Annotated in this window: 19 protein-coding genes; 14 read left to right on the top strand and 5 right to left on the bottom strand. The window is 27.7% G+C overall.

Going from position 1 to position 19,309, the window contains the following annotated elements; translation table 11 throughout:
* Position 1 precedes the first annotated feature (1 nt).
* Positions 2-712 carry a carboxy-S-adenosyl-L-methionine synthase CmoA gene (cmoA, locus tag ACYQ1U_RS01490; RefSeq protein ID WP_459883490.1) on the bottom strand — a complete coding sequence of 237 codons (711 nt, stop codon included), beginning with the start codon at positions 710-712 and terminating at the stop codon, positions 2-4.
* Positions 713-766: 54 nt separating this feature from the next.
* Between cmoA and ACYQ1U_RS01495 the strand changes: the two genes are divergently transcribed.
* The 5 genes from ACYQ1U_RS01495 to ACYQ1U_RS01515 are packed head-to-tail and all read left to right on the top strand — an operon-like array spanning position 767 to position 6,297.
* Positions 767-2,029 (top strand): O-acetylhomoserine aminocarboxypropyltransferase/cysteine synthase family protein, encoded by a 1,263-nt coding sequence (locus ACYQ1U_RS01495; RefSeq protein WP_459883491.1) that lies wholly within the window; start codon positions 767-769, stop codon positions 2,027-2,029.
* The gene (locus ACYQ1U_RS01500) at positions 2,013-4,247 is read left to right on the top strand and encodes an EAL domain-containing protein (RefSeq protein ID WP_459883492.1); all 2,235 of its coding nucleotides are present in this window, start codon (positions 2,013-2,015) and stop codon (positions 4,245-4,247) included. Before ACYQ1U_RS01495 ends, ACYQ1U_RS01500 begins: the two co-directional genes overlap by 17 nt.
* Position 4,248: 1 nt before the next feature.
* Positions 4,249-5,367, top strand: a complete 1,119-nt coding sequence (gene metX, locus ACYQ1U_RS01505; RefSeq protein WP_459883493.1) for a homoserine O-acetyltransferase MetX — start codon at positions 4,249-4,251, stop codon at positions 5,365-5,367.
* Positions 5,354-5,527, top strand: a complete 174-nt coding sequence (gene xseB, locus ACYQ1U_RS01510) for an exodeoxyribonuclease VII small subunit (RefSeq protein WP_459883494.1) — start codon at positions 5,354-5,356, stop codon at positions 5,525-5,527. The genes metX and xseB overlap by 14 nt, the downstream gene beginning before the upstream one ends.
* Positions 5,524-6,297 (top strand): carbon-nitrogen hydrolase family protein, encoded by a 774-nt coding sequence (locus tag ACYQ1U_RS01515; protein WP_459883495.1) that lies wholly within the window; start codon positions 5,524-5,526, stop codon positions 6,295-6,297. Before xseB ends, ACYQ1U_RS01515 begins: the two co-directional genes overlap by 4 nt.
* A gap of 179 nt (positions 6,298-6,476) precedes the next feature.
* Here ACYQ1U_RS01515 and ACYQ1U_RS01520 read toward each other — a convergent pair whose 3' ends face one another.
* Positions 6,477-7,523, bottom strand: a complete 1,047-nt coding sequence (locus ACYQ1U_RS01520) for a dehypoxanthine futalosine cyclase (RefSeq protein ID WP_459883496.1) — start codon at positions 7,521-7,523, stop codon at positions 6,477-6,479.
* Positions 7,524-7,589: 66 nt separating this feature from the next.
* On the opposite strand from ACYQ1U_RS01520, the gene ACYQ1U_RS01525 reads away from it, so the two are divergent.
* From ACYQ1U_RS01525 to ACYQ1U_RS01565, 9 genes are all read left to right on the top strand, one after another.
* Positions 7,590-8,471 carry a GGDEF domain-containing protein gene (locus ACYQ1U_RS01525; protein ID WP_459883497.1) on the top strand — a complete coding sequence of 294 codons (882 nt, stop codon included), beginning with the start codon at positions 7,590-7,592 and terminating at the stop codon, positions 8,469-8,471.
* A 12-nt stretch (positions 8,472-8,483) separates the two neighbouring features.
* Positions 8,484-9,008 (top strand): CvpA family protein, encoded by a 525-nt coding sequence (locus ACYQ1U_RS01530; protein WP_459883498.1) that lies wholly within the window; start codon positions 8,484-8,486, stop codon positions 9,006-9,008.
* A 15-nt stretch (positions 9,009-9,023) separates the two neighbouring features.
* The gene (lysS, locus tag ACYQ1U_RS01535; protein ID WP_459883499.1) at positions 9,024-10,532 is read left to right on the top strand and encodes a lysine--tRNA ligase; all 1,509 of its coding nucleotides are present in this window, start codon (positions 9,024-9,026) and stop codon (positions 10,530-10,532) included.
* A gap of 15 nt (positions 10,533-10,547) precedes the next feature.
* The gene (locus tag ACYQ1U_RS01540; RefSeq protein ID WP_459883500.1) at positions 10,548-11,798 is read left to right on the top strand and encodes a serine hydroxymethyltransferase; all 1,251 of its coding nucleotides are present in this window, start codon (positions 10,548-10,550) and stop codon (positions 11,796-11,798) included.
* Between the two features lie 42 nt (positions 11,799-11,840).
* Complete coding sequence (locus ACYQ1U_RS01545) at positions 11,841-12,389, top strand: DUF1882 domain-containing protein (protein WP_459883501.1); 549 nt, start codon at positions 11,841-11,843, stop codon at positions 12,387-12,389.
* 9 nt (positions 12,390-12,398) lie between these two features.
* Positions 12,399-13,046, top strand: coding sequence for an SPOR domain-containing protein (locus tag ACYQ1U_RS01550; protein WP_459883503.1), 648 nt, complete (start codon positions 12,399-12,401; stop codon positions 13,044-13,046).
* On the top strand, positions 13,046-14,455 hold the full coding sequence (locus ACYQ1U_RS01555; RefSeq protein WP_459883504.1) for an anthranilate synthase component I family protein: 1,410 nt from the start codon (positions 13,046-13,048) through the stop codon (positions 14,453-14,455). The genes ACYQ1U_RS01550 and ACYQ1U_RS01555 overlap by 1 nt, the downstream gene beginning before the upstream one ends.
* Entirely contained in the window at positions 14,442-15,818 is a 1,377-nt protein-coding gene (locus ACYQ1U_RS01560; RefSeq protein WP_459883505.1) for a chemotaxis protein CheX, read from the top strand. The genes ACYQ1U_RS01555 and ACYQ1U_RS01560 overlap by 14 nt, the downstream gene beginning before the upstream one ends.
* A 127-nt stretch (positions 15,819-15,945) precedes the next feature.
* Positions 15,946-16,713 carry a shikimate dehydrogenase gene (locus tag ACYQ1U_RS01565; RefSeq protein ID WP_459883506.1) on the top strand — a complete coding sequence of 256 codons (768 nt, stop codon included), beginning with the start codon at positions 15,946-15,948 and terminating at the stop codon, positions 16,711-16,713.
* Here the strand turns inward: ACYQ1U_RS01565 and murA are convergent.
* From murA to ACYQ1U_RS01580, 3 genes are all read right to left on the bottom strand, one after another.
* Entirely contained in the window at positions 16,705-17,970 is a 1,266-nt protein-coding gene (gene murA / locus ACYQ1U_RS01570; RefSeq protein ID WP_459883507.1) for a UDP-N-acetylglucosamine 1-carboxyvinyltransferase, read from the bottom strand. The genes ACYQ1U_RS01565 and murA overlap by 9 nt on opposite strands.
* 36 nt (positions 17,971-18,006) lie before the next feature.
* Entirely contained in the window at positions 18,007-18,861 is an 855-nt protein-coding gene (gene nfo, locus ACYQ1U_RS01575; protein ID WP_459883508.1) for a deoxyribonuclease IV, read from the bottom strand.
* Between the two features lie 83 nt (positions 18,862-18,944).
* Positions 18,945-19,280 (bottom strand): histidine triad nucleotide-binding protein, encoded by a 336-nt coding sequence (locus tag ACYQ1U_RS01580; RefSeq protein ID WP_459883509.1) that lies wholly within the window; start codon positions 19,278-19,280, stop codon positions 18,945-18,947.
* Positions 19,281-19,309: the final 29 nt, after the last annotated feature.

Consider the following 19,309-nt stretch of genomic DNA (forward strand, 5'->3'; position numbering starts at 1 on the left):
GTTAATTTTTAAATGCGATAAATGTAGCAAAATTATTCCACCTAAAAATCACTTCAATTTCTTTAAATCCTGCTTCTTTTAACATTTGGATATTTTCATTCATTGAGTATGGAATAAGGACGTTTTCAAGAGCTTCTCTCTTTTGGGCTATTTCAAATTCAGAGTATCCCATTTTCTTTTTGTATTCATAATAGATATCAATCATAATCTTATTTAGTTTTTTATGTTCAGTTATGAGTTTTTCACTCATTAAAAAAATACCATTATCCTTTAAAGAGTTAAAAATTTTTTTTATTAATTTTTCTCTTTTTAGAGGTCTTATAAATTGAATAGTATAATTAGCAATTATAGCTTTTGAATTAGTTAAATCATAATCCAAAAAATCTGCTTCAATAAATTTAACATCTACTCCAAATGCTTTTGCTTTATTTTTTGCTCTTTCAATCATAGCTAGTGAATTGTCAATTCCTATTAAGTTTAATTTTTTTTCACTTTTTTTAGCAAGATTGATAAGAAATGTTCCAGTTGAGCTTCCAAGGTCATAAACTTTATCATTATCTTTTAGAAAATTTTTTAAGATATCAATTTGTAGATTTAAATTTTCTTTATAAAAGGGTACACTTCTATTTAACATATCATCAAATACACTTGCTACTTCTTCATCAAATTCAAACTGTTTTTCTATAGGTTTTGCAAAAACTTTATCTTTCAATTTAATCCTTTATGGTATAATTTTTATAAAAATTTTACTAAAAAAGGTGTTTTTATGAAAGACTCAACAATAGCATTACATTTAGGTTATGAAAAAGACACACAAAAATCTATGCAAGTACCAATTTATATGACTACCGCATATGAATATAATGATACAGACCATGCAGCAAGACTTTTTAATTTAGAAGAAGAGGGAAATATTTATACTCGTATAGGAAACCCAACAACCAGAGTATTTGAAAAAAGAATTGCCGCACTTGAGAGAGGTATAGATGCTTTAGCTACTGCTAGTGGAATGGCTGCTTTATTTTATTCTATTGCAAATTTAGTAAATTCTGGAGACAATATTATTGTTTCAAATAAACTTTATGGAGGGACTATTACTTTATCTAATCATACTATAAAACAGTTTGATATAAAAGCTAAATATTTTGATGTAAAAAGTCCTGAATTGCTTGAAGAATTGATTGATGAAAAAACTAAAGCTATTATTTTTGAAAGTGTTGCAAATCCTGCTTTGACAGTGGCTGATTTTGAAAAAATAGTAGAAATTGCAAACAAAAAAGGAGTAATTACAATTTGTGATAATACAATGGCTACTCCTTATGGAGTAAAACCAATAAATCTTGGAGTTGATATAGTAGTTCATAGTGCTAGTAAATATATTGTTGGTAATGGAAGCGCAATTGCTGGATGTATTATTGAAGCTCCTTTTGCAAAAGAAAAATTAAAAACTGATATATATTTACATTTTAATACTCCAGATGAAAGTTACCATGGGTTAGTATATAATGAAAAGTTTGATAATCCATTTATAGCAAGAGCAAGGCTTTCTTTACTTAGAGATTATGGTGCTGTTTTATCACCGTTTAACTCATGGCTACTTTTATTAGGTCTTGAAACACTTCATTTAAGAATTGAAAGACACTCAAACAGTGCACTTGAAATTGCAAAGTTTTTAGAGTCTCATCCAAAAGTAAAAAAGGTTAGTTATCCATTTTTAGAAAATGATGAAAATTATGATTTAGCAAAAAAATATTTAAAATATGGAGGAGGAATTTTAAGTTTCGAACTAGAAAGCTATAATCATGCAAAAGAGTTTATAAAAAATCTTAATATTTTTTCTCTTGTTACAAATATTGCTGACTCTAGGTCACTTGCAACTCATCCAGCAAGTACTACTCATCAACAATTAAGTAAAGAAGAATTAAAAGCAGCTGGAATTCCTGAAGGACTTGTAAGGCTTAGTATTGGCCTTGAAAATGTTGAAGATTTAATTGATGATTTAAGAGGGGCATTTGAAAAGATTAGTTGATCAAATATTTATTATTCCTATTTTGTTTTTATTTTTTGGGATGTTGTCTTTTGGTGTCTTTTATGCTTTTTTTATAAATGAAATTACAAAAAAAGAGTTTGAAAAAGCAAAAAAAGCAATAATTGGAAATGAAAAAGATATTTTAAAAACTAAATTAAAAAGTACGATATCTGGTGTAGACAGTATAAGAAGTATAGGGTTTAATATAACAGAGAGGATTTTAAAAAATATACTGGAGATGGGATATAAAAACTATTTAAGTTCTTATCACGGAGCAAAAGAATTTTTTCATAATCACACTACTACAGAGTTGTTTTTTTATATAATTTCAAAGGATATGGTTTATCCAAAAATTACTCAAACTTTTATCAAAGTTGGAGAGAAAAAAAGATTAATAGTAATTTATAATGAAAAAAAATATCTAGGAGTTGAGGAAAAAATAGGCAATAAAATTATAGGAGTTGCTTTTAGCTTAGATAGTTTGAATCAAATTATAAAACATGAAATAAAAGAGTTTATTAACAAATTGAATAAATATGAGCCTTTAAATTATATAGCTATCGGAGAGGTAACTAATTGGTTTGCAAAAAGTGGAGTATTTGGAAAAATATTTTATCATCCTATTTCCTCTTTAATTGGAAAACAACTTTCAATGGATAAACCTGATATAAAAGGATATCATTATAGAAGGGAGTATTTTAACTGTTTAAAAATAAAAGATGAATGTTTTTTAGAGTATTATTTTAAAAATCCTCAAACTGGAAAGAATGAAAAGAAAATTTCTTATTTTTCTGTTTATAGACCATATAATATGATTTTTACTAAGGGGATTTATATTTCTCAAATTTCAAAAGATATAAATGCAGTTACTAGAGAAATAATAAAAGAAACAAAAAAGCTTTTTATTTCTACGATGCTTCTTTTAATTTTATTTTCTATTGTTAGTTTTATAATGGCTTATTTTATTTCTAGAAAAATTATGAATAAAGTATTAGAAGATTATGAGAGACTTAACAAAAGTTATGAAAAGTCAAAAAAACTTTTAAATGAAAAAATTTATTTTGATAAAGTTACAAAACTTCCAAATCAAGTAAAATTATTAGAAGATATCAATGAATTTGATTCTTTAATTATTTTAGATATTGATGATTTTGCAAGTATTAATAATTTATATGGATTTGAAGTGGGAGATAAAATTTTATTATGTATAGCAAAATTTTTAAAATCAAAATTTAAAAATGTTTATAAAGTAGGAAGTGATGAGTTTGCTGTTCCTTTAAAAGTAAAAGTAGGAGATAAAACACTTAAAAAAATTTCAAAATGGGATATAGAGTGTGGAGATATTATGATTGTTTTTAAAATAGGGGCAAGTAATATAAAAAATAATTTGTTTATAACTGCAGAAAATGCATTAAAGATAGCTCAGAAAAAAAATATAAAATATTTGATTTATGATGAAAATTTAAAAAATTTGCAACAGCAAAAATTTGAAACATTAAAAAAATTAAGAAAAATATTAAAAAATGAAGATATAATGCCTTACTATCAATGTATTATAGATAATAATGGAAATATTTTAAAATATGAAGCTCTTATGAGGCTTAAGTTTAAAAATGAGATCTTATCACCTTTTATGTTTATGGATATAATAAAAGAAGCTAAACTATATCATGAATTTTCTAGAATTATGATAAAAAAAGTTTTTAAAGAAGTTAAGATTTTTGATTTGAAAGAAGTTTCTATTAATCTCTCTTTTGTTGATATTGTAGAACATGAAACAAGAAAACTTATAATAGATTTACTAGAAAAATTTTCTATTGGAGATAGAATTACTTTTGAGATATTAGAGAGTGAAAGTATTCAAAATTTTGAAGAAGTTAAAAAATTCATAAATGAAGTTAAATATTATGGGAGTAAAATAGCAATTGATGATTTTGGCAGTGGATATTCAAATTTAATAAATATTCTGTCATTAGAACCTGATTTTATAAAAATTGATGGCAGTTTAATTCAAAATATTGAAAATAAAGAGTATTTTGAAATAATAAAGTTAATTACTGAGTTTAGTAAACAATTTAATATAAAGGTTATAGCTGAATTTGTTGAAAATAAGGAAGTTTTTGAAAAATTAAAAAATATAGGTGTAGATTATTTTCAAGGATATAATTTTTGCAAACCTGTATCAATTGAAGATATAATTTCATTAAAAAAAGGTTAATATGAAAATACAAACAAAAATTGCTAAATTTACAAAGCCTTTGTATCTTGAGAGTGGAAGATTGCTTGAGCCTTGGCAAATTATATATGAAACTTATGGTGAGCTTAATGAAAAAAAAGATAATGTAATATTAATAACTCATGCCTTGTCAGGTTCTCATCATGCAGCTGGATGGTATGATGGCGATAGAAAGCCTGGATGGTGGGATGCTTTAATAGGTGATGGTAAAGCTATTGATACTACTAAATATTTTGTAATTGCAACAAATGTAATAGGAAGCTGTTTTGGCTCAACTTCTCCAATGAGTCCAATATATCCAGGAAGCAATGAGAGATATAGACTTAAGTTTCCAGTAATTACGATAAAAGACATGGTAAAAGCTCAAAAGATTTTGCTTGATTCCCTTGGAATTAAAAAATTAAAAGCAGTAATTGGTGGAAGTATGGGAGGAATGCAAGCTTTAAGACTTGCAGTAGATTTTCCTGGATTTGCTGAATATATTATTCCAATAGCAACTACTTTCCAAACTAGGCCTTATGTTATTGCGATTAATAAAGCTATGATAGAAGCAGTTAGGGCGGATAGTGAATTTAAAAATGGAAATTATGATCCTGAAATTATAAAAGAAAAAGGGTTAAAAGGTTTAGCTGCTGCTAGAATGATTGGTTTTTTAAATTATATTTCACCTAAAACATTTGAAAAAAAATTTGGGAGAGAATATGTAAAAACTGATGGTATGTTTGAACTTTTTGGTAGATTTCAGGTTGAGAGTTATCTTGATTATAATGCAGCTTTATTTCCTAAATGGTTTGATGCTTTAAGTTATATTTATTTATTAAAAGCAATTTCTCTATTTGATATAAGTAGAGGGTTTAATTCACTAGATGATGCATTTAGTCAAATTAAAGATAAAATGTTTTTAATTGGATTTAGTGGAGATACTCTATTTTTCCCTGAAGAAATGAGAGACATAAAAAAATATATGGATAAAGTAGGGGGGAGATGTCAATATTATGAAATTGATAGTGATTATGGTCATGATAGTTTTTTGGTAGAAATAGATAAATTTGATTTTTTAATTAGTGATATTTTAAAAGGAGCTCTTGATGCAAGATTTTGAAAAAAAACTTGAAGAAGCTAAAAAACTTCTTGATAAATTAAATGACCCTGAAATTACTCTTTTTGAAGCTATGGAGTATTATAAAAAAGGAGTAAAGCTTCTTGAAGAAGCTACAAAAATGATAGAAGAAGCAAAACTTGAATTTCAAGAAATAAAATGAAAATAGCTTTTTTACAATCTGATTCACTTCCACTTGATAAAGCAAAATTAAACTATTATTTAGCTTGTGCTAAAAGAGAAAATGCTAAGCTTTTTTTGTTGCCAGAATATCTTTTAAATAGATTTTTTAAAGAAATAGAAAAAATGCCTCTTTCTTTTATAAAGAATCAATCAAATCATCAAATAAAACTACTAAAAAGACTTAGTCTCTCTTATAATATAACAATACTTGCTCCAATTGTTTTAATAAAAAGTGATAAAAAGTACAAAGCAATTGGAAAATTTTTTAATGGAAAAGTTAGATATTATTACAGCCAAGTTTTAATGCCATATTCTCATTGGAATGAAGAAAAATTTTTTGATAAAAAAGAAAATAGGCCCTTAATTTTTAATATAGGTAAATATAGAGTAGCAGCACTTTTTGGATTTGAATCTCATTTTGATGAATTTTGGAAATACTTTAGAGAAAAAAAAGCTGATATTGTAGCAGTTTTAAGTGTAGGTACATTTAACTCTCATCAAAGATGGTTTGAGATGCTAAAGACAAGGGCCTTCTTAAATAATATGTATGTAATTAGAGTAAATAGAGTAGGAAACTATTTAGATTGGGAGTTTTATGGTAAAAGTTTTGTTATTGATCCTGACGGAGAGAGTGTTTTAGAACTTAGCAATAAAGAAGAACTTGGAATTGTAACTGTTTCAAAAGAATTAGTAAAAGAAGCTAGAAATGGGTGGAAATTTAATTTACTATCAAAAAATTTAAAGTTTTGAGAATTGGTATATTGGTAATTGGTATATTTGTATATTAGTTATTGGTTATTTGAGTTTGTAGTGCGTAGGTAATAGAGGTATTAGGGGTATTACCTACAACCTATACAACCTCTAATACTTCTACTCACCTTTACTCACTTCGTTCGCATTTTCCATTATCTATTTTCCATTGTCCATTGTTATTGGTATATTTCAAGTATTTCATAGGCTGTATTTCTCTTTGCTGGAATTTCTCCTACATCTTTAATTAGTCTTATCATTTCCTCTTGATTCATTCTATTTTGAGCTCCAGCACTTCTTACTACATTTTCTTCCATCATAGTAGAACCTAAATCATTTGCTCCATAAAGTAAAGCCATTTGACCAATGTAACTTCCTTGTGTTACCCATGAACTTTGTAAGTTTTTGAAATTATCAAGGAAAAGTCTAGCTACAGCTAGGTACCTTAAATATCTATTTGATGAAGTTTTATGTGTTACAATTTCTTCTTTTCTTAGTGCTGTGTTATAAGGCTGAAATGACCACATAATAAATGCTCTAAATCCACCAGTTTCATCTTGGAGTTTTCTTAGTTTATCCCAGTGTTCTACTACTTCTTCTATTGTTTCCACTGTGCCAAACATCATTGTGGCTGTTGTCTTCATACCAATTTCATGAGCAGTTTTATGAATTTCTAACCATCTGTTTGAACTTATTTTTTTAGGAGCTATAATATCCCTTACTCTATCACTTAAAATTTCAGCTCCAGCTCCAGGAATTGAGCTAAGACCTTTTTCTTTAAGTCTTATTAAAACTTCTTTTATAGGAATTTTACTAACTTTACTAATATAATCAATTTCAGGTGCAGAAAATCCATGAATTGTAATTTCTGGGTATTTTTTGTGTATATGTTCTACTAAATTTTCATAATAGTCTATTTTTAAATTAGGGTGTACTCCTCCTTGAAATAGAATTTGAGTGCCTCCTATTTCAATTAGTTCATCAATTTTTTTGTCAATTTCTTCAAAACTTAATATATATGCCTCTTTGTCTTTTTTATGTCTATAAAATGCACAAAATTTACAATCTATAAAGCAGATATTAGTATAATTTATATTTCTATCCACTATAAAAGTAGTTATTTTTTTAGGATGAAGCTCTCTTTTTTTATTTAGAGCCATTTGGCCTAAAGTAATTAAATCTTCATTTTTTATTAAATTTATAGCATCTTGTTTACTTAACCTCAATTTTTCTCCTTAATATCCGATTAATTTAGTATAATTTAGATAGATATTATCAAAAAAGGTTAAGATATGGAAGAAATTATATATGAAATTTCTCAAAAAACATTAGATGAATTAAAAAAAGCAGGAAAGTTGCCTTTTCCTTTTTATTACAAAGAAGTGTTTGTAAATATTGCATATGATAAAGGAATATTAAATAATTTAAACCCTAAAATTTTATGTTTAGAACCTCAAGTACAGGAAGAGTTGTTTCAAAAAACTCATGAAACTTTATTTCACATTACTAAAACTTCAAAAGATATAAAAGATTCTTCAAAAGAAATTATAGAAGAAATAGAGAGTACTGATTCAGAAGAAATAAAAGAAACTATTTTAAAATTTGGTGTTGACTTAATCAATAAAATTAATAAGATGGAAGAGAAAATTCAAGAACTTGAAGCAGAACTTGATAAAGCATATAAAGAACTTTTGATTGATCCACTTACAAAAGTATATAATAGAAAAGCATTTGAGAAAGATTTAAATAAAATTTTAACTCATGGAAAAAATAAAGATTTAGATTTAATTTTAACAATAATAGATGCAGATAATTTTAAAACTATTAATGATACTTATGGACATTTAGTTGGCGATTTTGTTTTAATAAAATTAGCTCAATTTATGAAAAGTTTAATAAGAAAAACCGATAAAGTGTATAGAATAGGAGGAGATGAATTTATTATAGTATTTAACCGTTCGACTCTTCAAAATGCTCAAAAAATCATTGAAAGAATTATAAATAAAATATCAAGGACTTCTTTAAAATATAAAGATCATATAATTAAAGTTACTATTTCTGTTGGAATTGCGGCTCATAAAAAAGGAGATACAATAGAAAGTTTATTAAAACGAGCAGATAAAGCTCTTTATAGAGTGAAAAGTAGTAATAAAAATGGATATAATACGTATTAAAAAAGGAGATTTGTGAGTTTATTTGATGCAATTATTATAGGTGTAACTCTTATTCTGGGAATAAAAGGTTTTTTTGATGGACTTATTAAAGAAATTGCAGGACTTGTAGGAATTATTGGAGGACTAATTCTTGCTTCAAAATTTTATCATGAAGCTGGAGTTTATATAAACTCTCATATTTTTTATATACCAAACAAATCAGCCATTGATTTAGTGGGATTTATTTCTGTATTTATTGGGTTTTGGATTTTTACAGTTTTTATAGGGTTTTTAGTTGGAAAAATACTCAAAATAAGTGCCCTTGGAGTATTTGATAGAATTTTAGGTTTTATTTTCTCAAGTGCTAAATTTTTTATACTTGTAGCAGTAGTTATTACACTTTTATATCAGGTTGCATTTATAAGGGAAAATATTCAAAAATATACAAAAAATAGTATTGTGTTTCCATATATGTTAAAGGTAGGGGAGATAATTATTAATATATCTCCTAAAAACTTAGAAAATACAATTAAAAATGTTAAAATTCCAATTAAATAGTCCTAAAGGAGATTAATGTTTTCAAATGAATATGTAAAACAAAGAATGGCAAAAGCTGAGAAATTAAAAGAAGCAGGATTTAATCCATATGACCATTTTTCTAAAAGAGATACAAAAATAAAAGACTTCTTAGAAAAAAACAATGATGTTTTTGAACTTGAAAATAGAAGAGATGAAACAAGAAAATTTACAGTAGCTGGACGCATTAAATTTCTTAGACTTATGGGAAAAGCTGCATTTTTTAAGATTGAAGATGAAAGTGGAATTCTTCAAGTTTATATGAGCAAAAATGACTTAGGCGATAAGTTTAATTTACTTAAAAAGACACTTGAAGTAGGTGATATTGTAGAAGTAAATGGTTATCCTTTTGTAACAAAAACAGGAGAACTTTCTATTCATGCAGATGATGTAAGAATTCTTACAAAAGCTATACATCCACTTCCAGAGAAATTTCATGGTCTAACAGATATTGAAACTAAGTATCGTCAAAGATATCTTGATATGATTATGAACAAAGACACTCGTGATAGATTTAAGCTTAGAAGTCAAATTGTAAGTTTAGTTAGAGAATTTTTCTTGAGACATGGATTTTTAGAAGTTGAAACTCCAATGCTTCATACAGTAGTAGGTGGTGCAAATGCAAGACCATTTATGACGCATCATAATGCTCTTGATATCGAAATGAATTTAAGAATTGCTCCGGAATTATTCTTAAAAAGACTTATTGTTGGAGGATTTGAGGCTGTATTTGAACTTAATAGAAACTTTAGAAATGAAGGGATTGACCATACTCATAATCCTGAATTTACTATGATTGAATTTTACTGGGCATATCATACTATGGAAGATTTAATGAAATTAACAAAAGAACTTTTTGACTTTTTATTTGAAAAACTAAATCTTCCTAAAAAACTTGAGTATGGTGATATGGTAATTGATTTTGATAGATGGAGTACAATTACGTATAAAGAAGCTCTAATTCAGATTGGAAAAATTCCAGAAGAGATACTTGAAGATGTTGTAGCTTTAAAAAAATATTTAAAAGATGCGGGAGTAGAAGTAGAGGAGCATATTGATTCAAAAGGTAAACTTTGGGCGGAACTTTTTGATGAGTTTGTAGAAAGTAAACTTATCAATCCAACGTTTGTAACAGAGTTTCCTATTGAAATTTCACCACTTGCAAGAAGAAATGATGAAAATCCTGAATTTGCTGAGAGGTTCGAACTGTTTATAGCAGGACGCGAAATTGCTAATGGATTTAATGAATTAAATGACCCAGTAGACCAGTATGAAAGATTTAAAGCACAGCTTGAGGCGAAAGCTAAAGGTGATGATGAAGTAATGGATATGGATTATGACTATATTAGGGCACTTCAATATGGAATGCCTCCAACAGCAGGTGAAGGTATAGGAATTGATAGACTTGTGATGTTATTAACTAATTCTCATTCAATTAAAGATGTGATTTTATTCCCAACAATGAAACCAAAAAAAGAAATTTTTGATAAAGACGATGTTAAATAAAAGAAAGGAGATATAATGAGTTTACTTAAAAATTATGATGCAGATGTTTATTTAATTCTAGAAAAAGAATTAAAAAGGCAAACAGACCATCTTGAGATGATAGCGAGTGAGAACTTTACACTTCCAGAAGTTATGGAAGCAATGGGAAGTGTTTTTACAAATAAATATGCAGAAGGTTATCCTGGAAAAAGATATTATGGAGGATGTGAATTTGCAGATATGGTAGAACAACTAGCAATTGATAGAGCAAAAGCTCTTTTTGGATGTGAGTATGCAAATGTACAGCCTCATTCAGGTAGCCAAGCAAATGGAGCAGTTTATGTAGCACTTTTAAAACCATATGATAAATTACTTGGAATGGATTTAAGTAATGGTGGACATTTAACACATGGTGCAAAAGTTAACTTTTCAGGAAAATATTTTCATAGTTTTTCATATGGAATTGATGAAAAAACTGGAAGAATTGATTATGATATGGTAAGAGATATTGCAAAAATAGTTAAACCTAAAATGATAGTTTGTGGCGCTAGTGCATATCCAAGAGAGATTGACTTTGCAAAATTTAAAGAAATTGCAGATGAGGTTGGTGCAATTTTAATGGCTGATATTGCTCATATTGCAGGCCTTGTAGTAGCAGGTGAACACCCAAATCCTTTCCCTCATTGTGATGTAGTAACTACTACTACGCATAAAACACTTAGAGGTCCAAGAGGAGGGCTTATTCTTACAAATAATGAAGAATATGCTAAAAAAATCAATAGTGCTATTTTCCCAGGAATTCAAGGAGGGCCACTAGTACACGTAATTGCGGCAAAAGCAGTTGGTTTCAAAATGAACCTTGATGAGAGTTGGAGAGACTATGCAAGACAGGTAAAAGCAAATGCTAAAGTTTTAGCAGAAGTTTTAATTGAGAGAGGTTATGATTTAGTAAGTGGGGGTACTGATAACCATTTAGTATTAGTAAGCTTCTTATATAAAGAATTTAGCGGAAAAGAAGCAGAAGAAGCGCTAGGTAGAGCAGGAATTACTGTAAATAAAAATACAGTACCAGGTGAGAAGAGAAGTCCATTTGTTACAAGTGGAATTAGAATTGGAAGTCCAGCTCTTACAGCAAGAGGAATGAAAGAAGAAGAATTTAGATTTATTGCAGAAAAAATAGCTGATGTTCTTGATGATATTTATAATCTTGAACTTCAAGAAAAAGTTGCAAAAGAATTAAAAGAACTTGCAAGTAAGTTTGTGATTTACGACAGACCTACTTACTAATTGTAATTTTCCCGCTTTTGCGGGTATTTTAAAGGAGAATAAGTGACATATACAGTGGATATTTCTATGATTAAATTAAATAGAAACTATTATTTTGAAAAAAAGGATAAAATTGTACAAAAGATTGTTTATAAAGGTAGAACATTTTTTGATAAATATGAAAAGATTGATAAAACTTTGACTCTTCAAGTTATGAATGAGCATATAGAAGGTAAAAAAATAATAGCTCATGATTTAATAAATAGACAAAGAAATATAGTTGAAAATATTGTTTTTGATTATAATGGAATTGATCCTGAGAGATTTTGGAATAGGGCTAGTTTACTTTTAAGAGAAGAAGGTTTTTTGAATTTCACAGCTTATCATTCAAAGACAAAAGGACATTTACATTTATATATTCATAAAGGACATACTACACTTAGTGAGGCAATCCAGATTGGAAAAGCTCTTTCATTAAAGCTTGCTAGTAAACTTCCTAAGCAATGGAGAGTTTTTCCAACTGATGAATTGCCACCGGAGTTTAATATTTTAAACTTGCCATATGGACTTTATAAAAAAGAAAGAGGGGCTTCTTGGGCTAAACATATGTAAGGAGAGAAAATGAAAGAAGATTTATTAAATACAGAACCGAAAAAGGATTTAAAAAAGCCTTTAGTATATGGAGCAATAGGCTTTTTAATATTTATAATAATTGTAATAGCTATAGCAATTTTTCAAAACACTACTTCAAAAAATGAAAATAATGAAATAATTCCTCCAGTTGAAAAACCAAAGACTACTCTAGATGCACCAGAGTTTAAACCTCTAAAAGTGGAAGAAAATCAAGAGAACAATATAGATACGCAAAAATTAATTGAAGAAAAACCAAAAGAAGAGCAAACTCCAAAAGAAGAAAAGATAAAAGAAGAAAAAATAAATCCACAAATAAATGAAACTCCAAAAGAAGAACCAAAAAAAGAGGAGAAACCAAAAAAAGAAGCTCCTAAAAAAGCTACACAAGGTAATTATTATATTCAAGTAGCAGCATTATTAAAAAATGCAAAACCAAATAAAAAATTTTTATCTTTAATTAAAAAAGAAGGTTTTAATTATAAAACATATCATACATATATTGTAAAAAATGGAGAAAAAATTAAAGTTACAAAAATATTAATAGGACCTTTTGAAACTAAAAAAGAAGCAAAGAAAGCTTTAAAAAAAGTAAAAGCTTCAATTTCACAAACAGCATTTATTTTTAAGGTTAAATAATGGTTTATGATAAATTTTTAGTAGATGAATTTAGTGTAATTGCAATTTATAATCAAGTAAAATCTCTTTTTAGGGGAGAGAGACTATTTTTGCTTGAAAGTGTTATAAATAACAATGATGGAAATTATTCATTTATTTTTGTTGGTGAAAAGGAAAGAGTTGTTTATAAGGATAAGAAGACTGAGTATTTTGATGGAAAAAAAGAAGAAGTTATAAAAGCTAATCCTTTTTCTTTTTTTAAAGAGTATTATTCTAAAATTGATAAAAATAAATTTAAGAGACTTGCAAAAGAGTTAAAGATTGGATTTGTTGATGGATTTGTAGGATATATTGGTTATGATATGGTAAAAGTATTTGAGCCAGTTTTAAAAGAAAGTATGGATAGTTTAAATGATGAAACTAATATTCCTGATTTGTATATGATAAGACCAAAAATTGTAATTGGTTTTTCTCACAAATTTTCAGAACTAACTATAATTATAAATGATAAAAAATATGAAAAATATCTTTATATCTTAAAAGATTTAATTAATTCTACCTATAAACATCAGCCTCTTAAAAAAGCTAAAATTTTAACCGAACCTAAATATGTGTTTAGTAAAGAAAAGTTTTTTGAAATGGTTGAAAAAGCTAAGGAGAATATAAAAGCTGGAGATATTTTTCAGATAGTTTTATCAAATAGATTAAAACTAAAAGCCCAAATTGATAGATTATCTTTTTATAGAAAACTAAGAAGTAAAAATCCTTCCCCTTATCTTTATTACCTTGATATTGATGATTTTGCGATAATAGGTAGTTCACCAGAAGTAATGGTAAGACTTACAGATGATGTAATACTTCTAAGACCTATAGCTGGAACTAGAAAAAGAGGAGAAACTCTCAAAAAAGATATAGCTCTTGAAGAGGAGATGATAAACGATCCAAAAGAAGTAGCAGAGCATATTATGCTAGTAGATCTTGGCAGAAATGATGTAGGAAGAGTGGCTCGTGCAGGGAGCGTAAAAGTTGAAGAATTAATGAGTGTTGAGAGGTATTCCCATGTTATGCATATGGTAAGTGATGTAGTAGGTGAGATTGATAATAAGTATGATATGTTTGATTTATTTAAAGCGACTTTCACCGCAGGAACTATGACAGGTGCACCAAAAATTAAAGCAATGGAATTAATTGCAAAATATGAAGGAATAAAGAGAGGATATTATGCTGGAAGCATAGGATATTTTGGCTTTGATGGAAATATGGATAGTGCTATTACAATAAGAACAGCTCTTATAAAAGGAGATGATGTTATTTTCCAAGCTGGGGCTGGTGTTGTTGCAGATAGTAAGCCTGAGCTTGAATATAAAGAGGTAAACAATAAACTTCAAGCACTTGTTGCAACATTAAAGGATTTAGATGGGGGTAATTAAAGTTTTTAAAGGTAATAAGGTTTATTTTAAACCCCAAGGCTTTTTAGATGCTAAAATTGTATCTGAAATTATTATGCCAGTAGATATTAGCTTGATGGAAAAAAAAGGTATAAAGTGTGTAATTGTTGATTTTAGTAAAATTATTAGTGCCAATATGAATGCGATTAGATTTTTAAATGATGTTTTTGAAATGTTATATAAAAAAAATATTGATTGTACGATTTTTAATGCAAATAATAATGTTTTAAATATTTTAAACAATCTTGATAGTTATTTTTTTAATTATTATGAATCAGAAGAGATTATGAAACTTTTTTGTGATGAAGACTACACTCCAAATAAGCCTATATTTTTATGTTGTATTAAAGATGATCAAAATAAAAATATGTTGATTTTTAATCTCGTCAAAAAAGGTTTTACTCCTATAGTTGTTGATTCGATGGATGATATAGGTAGTGTAGATGCAATAATTATTAAAAAATCTTTTATTTCAAGAATTGCAAATAGAGTTAGTGCTATTATGAAAAATGGGATAATATATTTTTATTTTAATGATTTTTTAGATACAAATATTTCAAATATGTTTGATTTAGAGTATTATAGAAGAAACCTCTTGATTGGTTTTAAAGTGTTTATATTTGATATGAATGGTGTTAAAGGTATGAATGTTCATGCTGTAAGATTTCTTTCAAAACTTGGAGTAGAAGCAGCAGAATATGGAGCACTTCTTGCTATTATAGGATTATCTAAAAAATATATTCAACCAAAACTTATTCAAGACTTAGAAGCAGTTGGCTTTGTGTTTTTTAAAGATGAAAATGAGTTTTTGAATTCAGAGGATTATAAAGACGCAATAAATAATAGTAGTGTAATTTATAAAAAAAGTAGAAAAATTACGAAAGATTTTGTAAAAGTATTGCCATTTTTTGTAAATGCTACAATTTCTACTATTGAAATGATGACAGGAGTTAAAGCTACAAAAGAGTCACCAAATATAAAAGAAGTTAATATAGACACAAGTAGAAAAGATTTAGTTGCAAGTTCAATTGGATTTTATGGTGATTTAGATGGGACATTAATACTTATTTTTACTGAAAAACTCTCTCGGGCTATTAGTAAAATATTAGTAGGAGAAGAGTTTACTGATCACACAGAAATGGTAGATATGATAGGAGAGTTTGCAAATATTATTGTAGGTAATGTAAAACTTGAACTTGAAAGACATGATTTAGATATAAATTTAACTCTTCCAAAAGTTTTTGATAAACTTGAAGAACTTCAAAATATAGTTGTTAATAAGCAGGGGATTGAAGTTAAGTTTTATTTTGATGGCGAAGAGTTTTATTTTTATTTAACGAGATAATATCTTATATGTGTAAAGAATTAAGAATTGAGAATGTAAAATTAAAATTTAACAAAGATGATAAAAGTTAATTCCCAATTCTTAATTCTTAATATATTTTAAAATAATATATATAGTAGGGGATAGTATGTATATAATATTTGGAAATCCTGTAAGTCATTCTAAATCGCCTCTTATGCATAATTATTTTTTTAAAAAAATGAATATTAATGAATGTTATGGAAGATTTTATTTAGAAAATGGAGAAGAAATTATAGATAAATTTAGAGCTTTAAAAATAAAAGGTGCAAATGTAACTGTGCCTCATAAAGAGTGGGCATATAAGCTTTGTGATGAAGTAAGAGGAATTGCAAAAGAAATAGGAGCTGTAAATACTCTTGTATTAGAAAATGATAAAGTAGTGGGATATAATACTGATGCACCTGGTTTTTTAGAAGCTATTAAAGAGTTTGAATACAAAAAAGTTCTAATAATTGGAGCGGGTGGAACAGCAAAAGCTTTAAGCTCAGTACTCCCTAACGCAGATATTTTAAATCGTTCTTCAAATAGGCTTAATTTTTTTAAAGAAAAAGGTAAAAAAACTTTTACTTGGGATAGTATTGATGAGTTTGATTATGATTTAGTTATTAATACAACTTCAGCAGGACTTAGTGATAATAATTTACCAGCTAAGAAAGAAATAATTTATAAACTTTTTGAAAATGCAAAATATGCTGTAGATGTAATTTATACAAAAGTGACACCATTTTTAAAAGAAGCAAAAAAATATAATCTTAAAACTAAAAGCGGTCTTGATATGCTGGTATATCAAGGCGTACTTGCAATGGAGATTTTTTTGGGTAAAGAATTAGACAGAGAAGAAGTTGCAAAAATTTATTTTGAAATTTTAAGGTAGAGGCTCAACTCCTAGTTTCATTTTTGCACCAAGAGCAGTAAATTTTTCAAGCAAGTTTTCATAACCTCTAAATAAGTGATAAATTCTATGAACTTTTGTCTCATCTTTTGCGATAAGTCCTGCTAATACTAATGCACTACTAGCTCTTAAATCAGTTGCCATTACATCAGCACCTATTAAAGGAGTTGGTCCATATACTGTAGCAGTTTTGCCTTGGATTTTTATGGTTGCCCCAAGTCTATTAAGTTCAGGTACATGCATAAATCTGTTTTCAAATAACCTCTCTTCAATTAAACTAACCCCATTTGCTTGAGTAGCTATTGCCATAAACTGGGCTTGCATATCAGTTGGAAAACCTGGATATTCGGTGGTAGAAATATTTACGGGTTTTATTTCTTTTGCTGGAAGCAGTGTTATTGTATTTTTGTCTGTTTCTATACAAAATCCCATTTCGCTAAGTTTTATTAAAATTATTTCAAGGTGAGTTGCGTCGACATTTTTAAGTGTAATTTTAGAATTAGTAATTGCTCCAGCTGCTAGATATGTTCCTGCTTCTATTCTATCTGGAATAATTTGTGCAGTTTTAAAATTTAAAAGTTCTCCATCAGTACCTATAATTTCAATTTCTTCTGTGCCAATTCCTTTTATATCAACTCCGGCATCTTTTAAAACTTTGCATAAATTTACAACTTCAGGTTCTTTTGCTGCATTTATAATTTTTGTTTTTCCACGAGCTAGAGTTGCTGCCATTATGATATTTTCAGTTCCTGTTACTGTTACTTTATCAAAATATATATTTGCACCTTTAAGTTTTCCCTTTGCATTTATATAACCACCTTCAATATTAATTTCAGCTCCCATTTGGGTTAAAGCTTTTAAATGCAAATCAACTGGTCTTGCCCCTATTGCACATCCTCCTGGTAAGCTAACTTTACAATGGTGAAATCTTGCAAGAAGGGGACCTAAAACTAAAATACTTGCCCTCATTGTTTTTACAATTTCATAAATTGCTGTTGTATTATTAATACTATTTGTGTTTATTTTTAGAGTATTTTTAAACTCAAATTCGCTTCCTAAATTCTTAAGAAGTTTAAGTAATGTATGGACATCTGTAACTTTAGGAACATTTTCTATAATAAAATCATTCTTAGCTAAAATACTTGAAGCAATAATAGGCAAAGCGGCATTTTTTGCGCCACTAATTGTGACGCTACCACTAAGCTTTGGAGATTCATAAATATGAAGATATTTATACATCAAAAGCCTTTTTAATTTAGTATATATGTATATTTATTAATCATCTTTTGTTTTTATAAAACTTCTTAAAAGTTTTATCTCTTCAGCCCAAATGTCAGGTTCGATTGTCTCAAGAATTAAAGGAATATTATTAATTCTTTTATCTTGCATGATAAACTTAAATGCATCAAGACCTATTTCACCTTTTCCCAGGCTGTGATGTCTATCAACACGACTTGCAAGTTTTGCTTTTGAATCATTGATATGCATACCTTTAAGGTATTTAAAGCCAATAATTTCATCAAATTTTTTCATAGTTTCTTCATAAGCTTCTTTTGTGCGAATATCATATCCAGCAGCAAAAATATGGGCAGTATCAATACATACGCCAATTCTTGATTTATCTTCGATTTTATCTATAATATATGCTAAATGTTCAAATTTATATCCTAAATTACTTCCTTGTCCTGCAGTGGTTTCAAGGACAAATATACAGCTTTCAGTTTCTTTAATAGCAAAATTAACACTTTCACTTATTAAATCAAGACACTCTTCTTCGCTTATTTTTTTTAAATGACTTCCTGGATGAAAGTTTAGATATTTAAGACCTAAAGCTTCTACTCTTTTTGCCTCATCAATAAAGGCATTTAGGGATCTAATTCTATTTTCTTCAACTGGATGTCCTAAGTTTATTAGATAACTATCATGAGGTAATATAGCATCGGGACTAAAATTATGAACTTCTAGATATTCTTTAAACTTTTTTATATTCCTATCACTTAATGGTTTTGCAACCCATTGTCTTTGGTTTTTTGTAAATAGAGCAAAACCATCAGCTCCAATACTAACTGCATTTTTTATTGAGTTTTCAACACCACCAGCTGCACTTACATGAGCTCCTACATATTTCAAGATGTCTCCTTATAAGTTAATAGTGAAAAGTTAAAAGTATAAAGTTAAAGTATTAATTTAATTTTTCACTTTTCATTGTTCATTTATACTAGTTTTGGCCATTTTAATTTACCGTCAGGATTTGCTACCATGTGGATATGTAAATGAAATACTTCTTGTCCAGCAGCTTTACCATTGTTTGTAATTAGTCTATAATCAGTGATATTTAATTCTTTTGCAACATTTTTAATAAATTCTGCCATTTCGTTAAATATTTCATTTGGAGTATCACTAAATTTTTCAGTATGTTCTTTTGGTATTATTAATACATGTATTGGTGCAACAGGATTTATATCATAAAAAGCTAAAAACTTGTCATTTTCTAAAACTTTTTTAGAAGGTATTTCCCCTTTTACTATTTTACAAAAGATACATTCCATTGAAAGGCTCCTTTTTTTTTGGTATTATA

The organism is Caminibacter profundus, assembly GCF_054657155.1.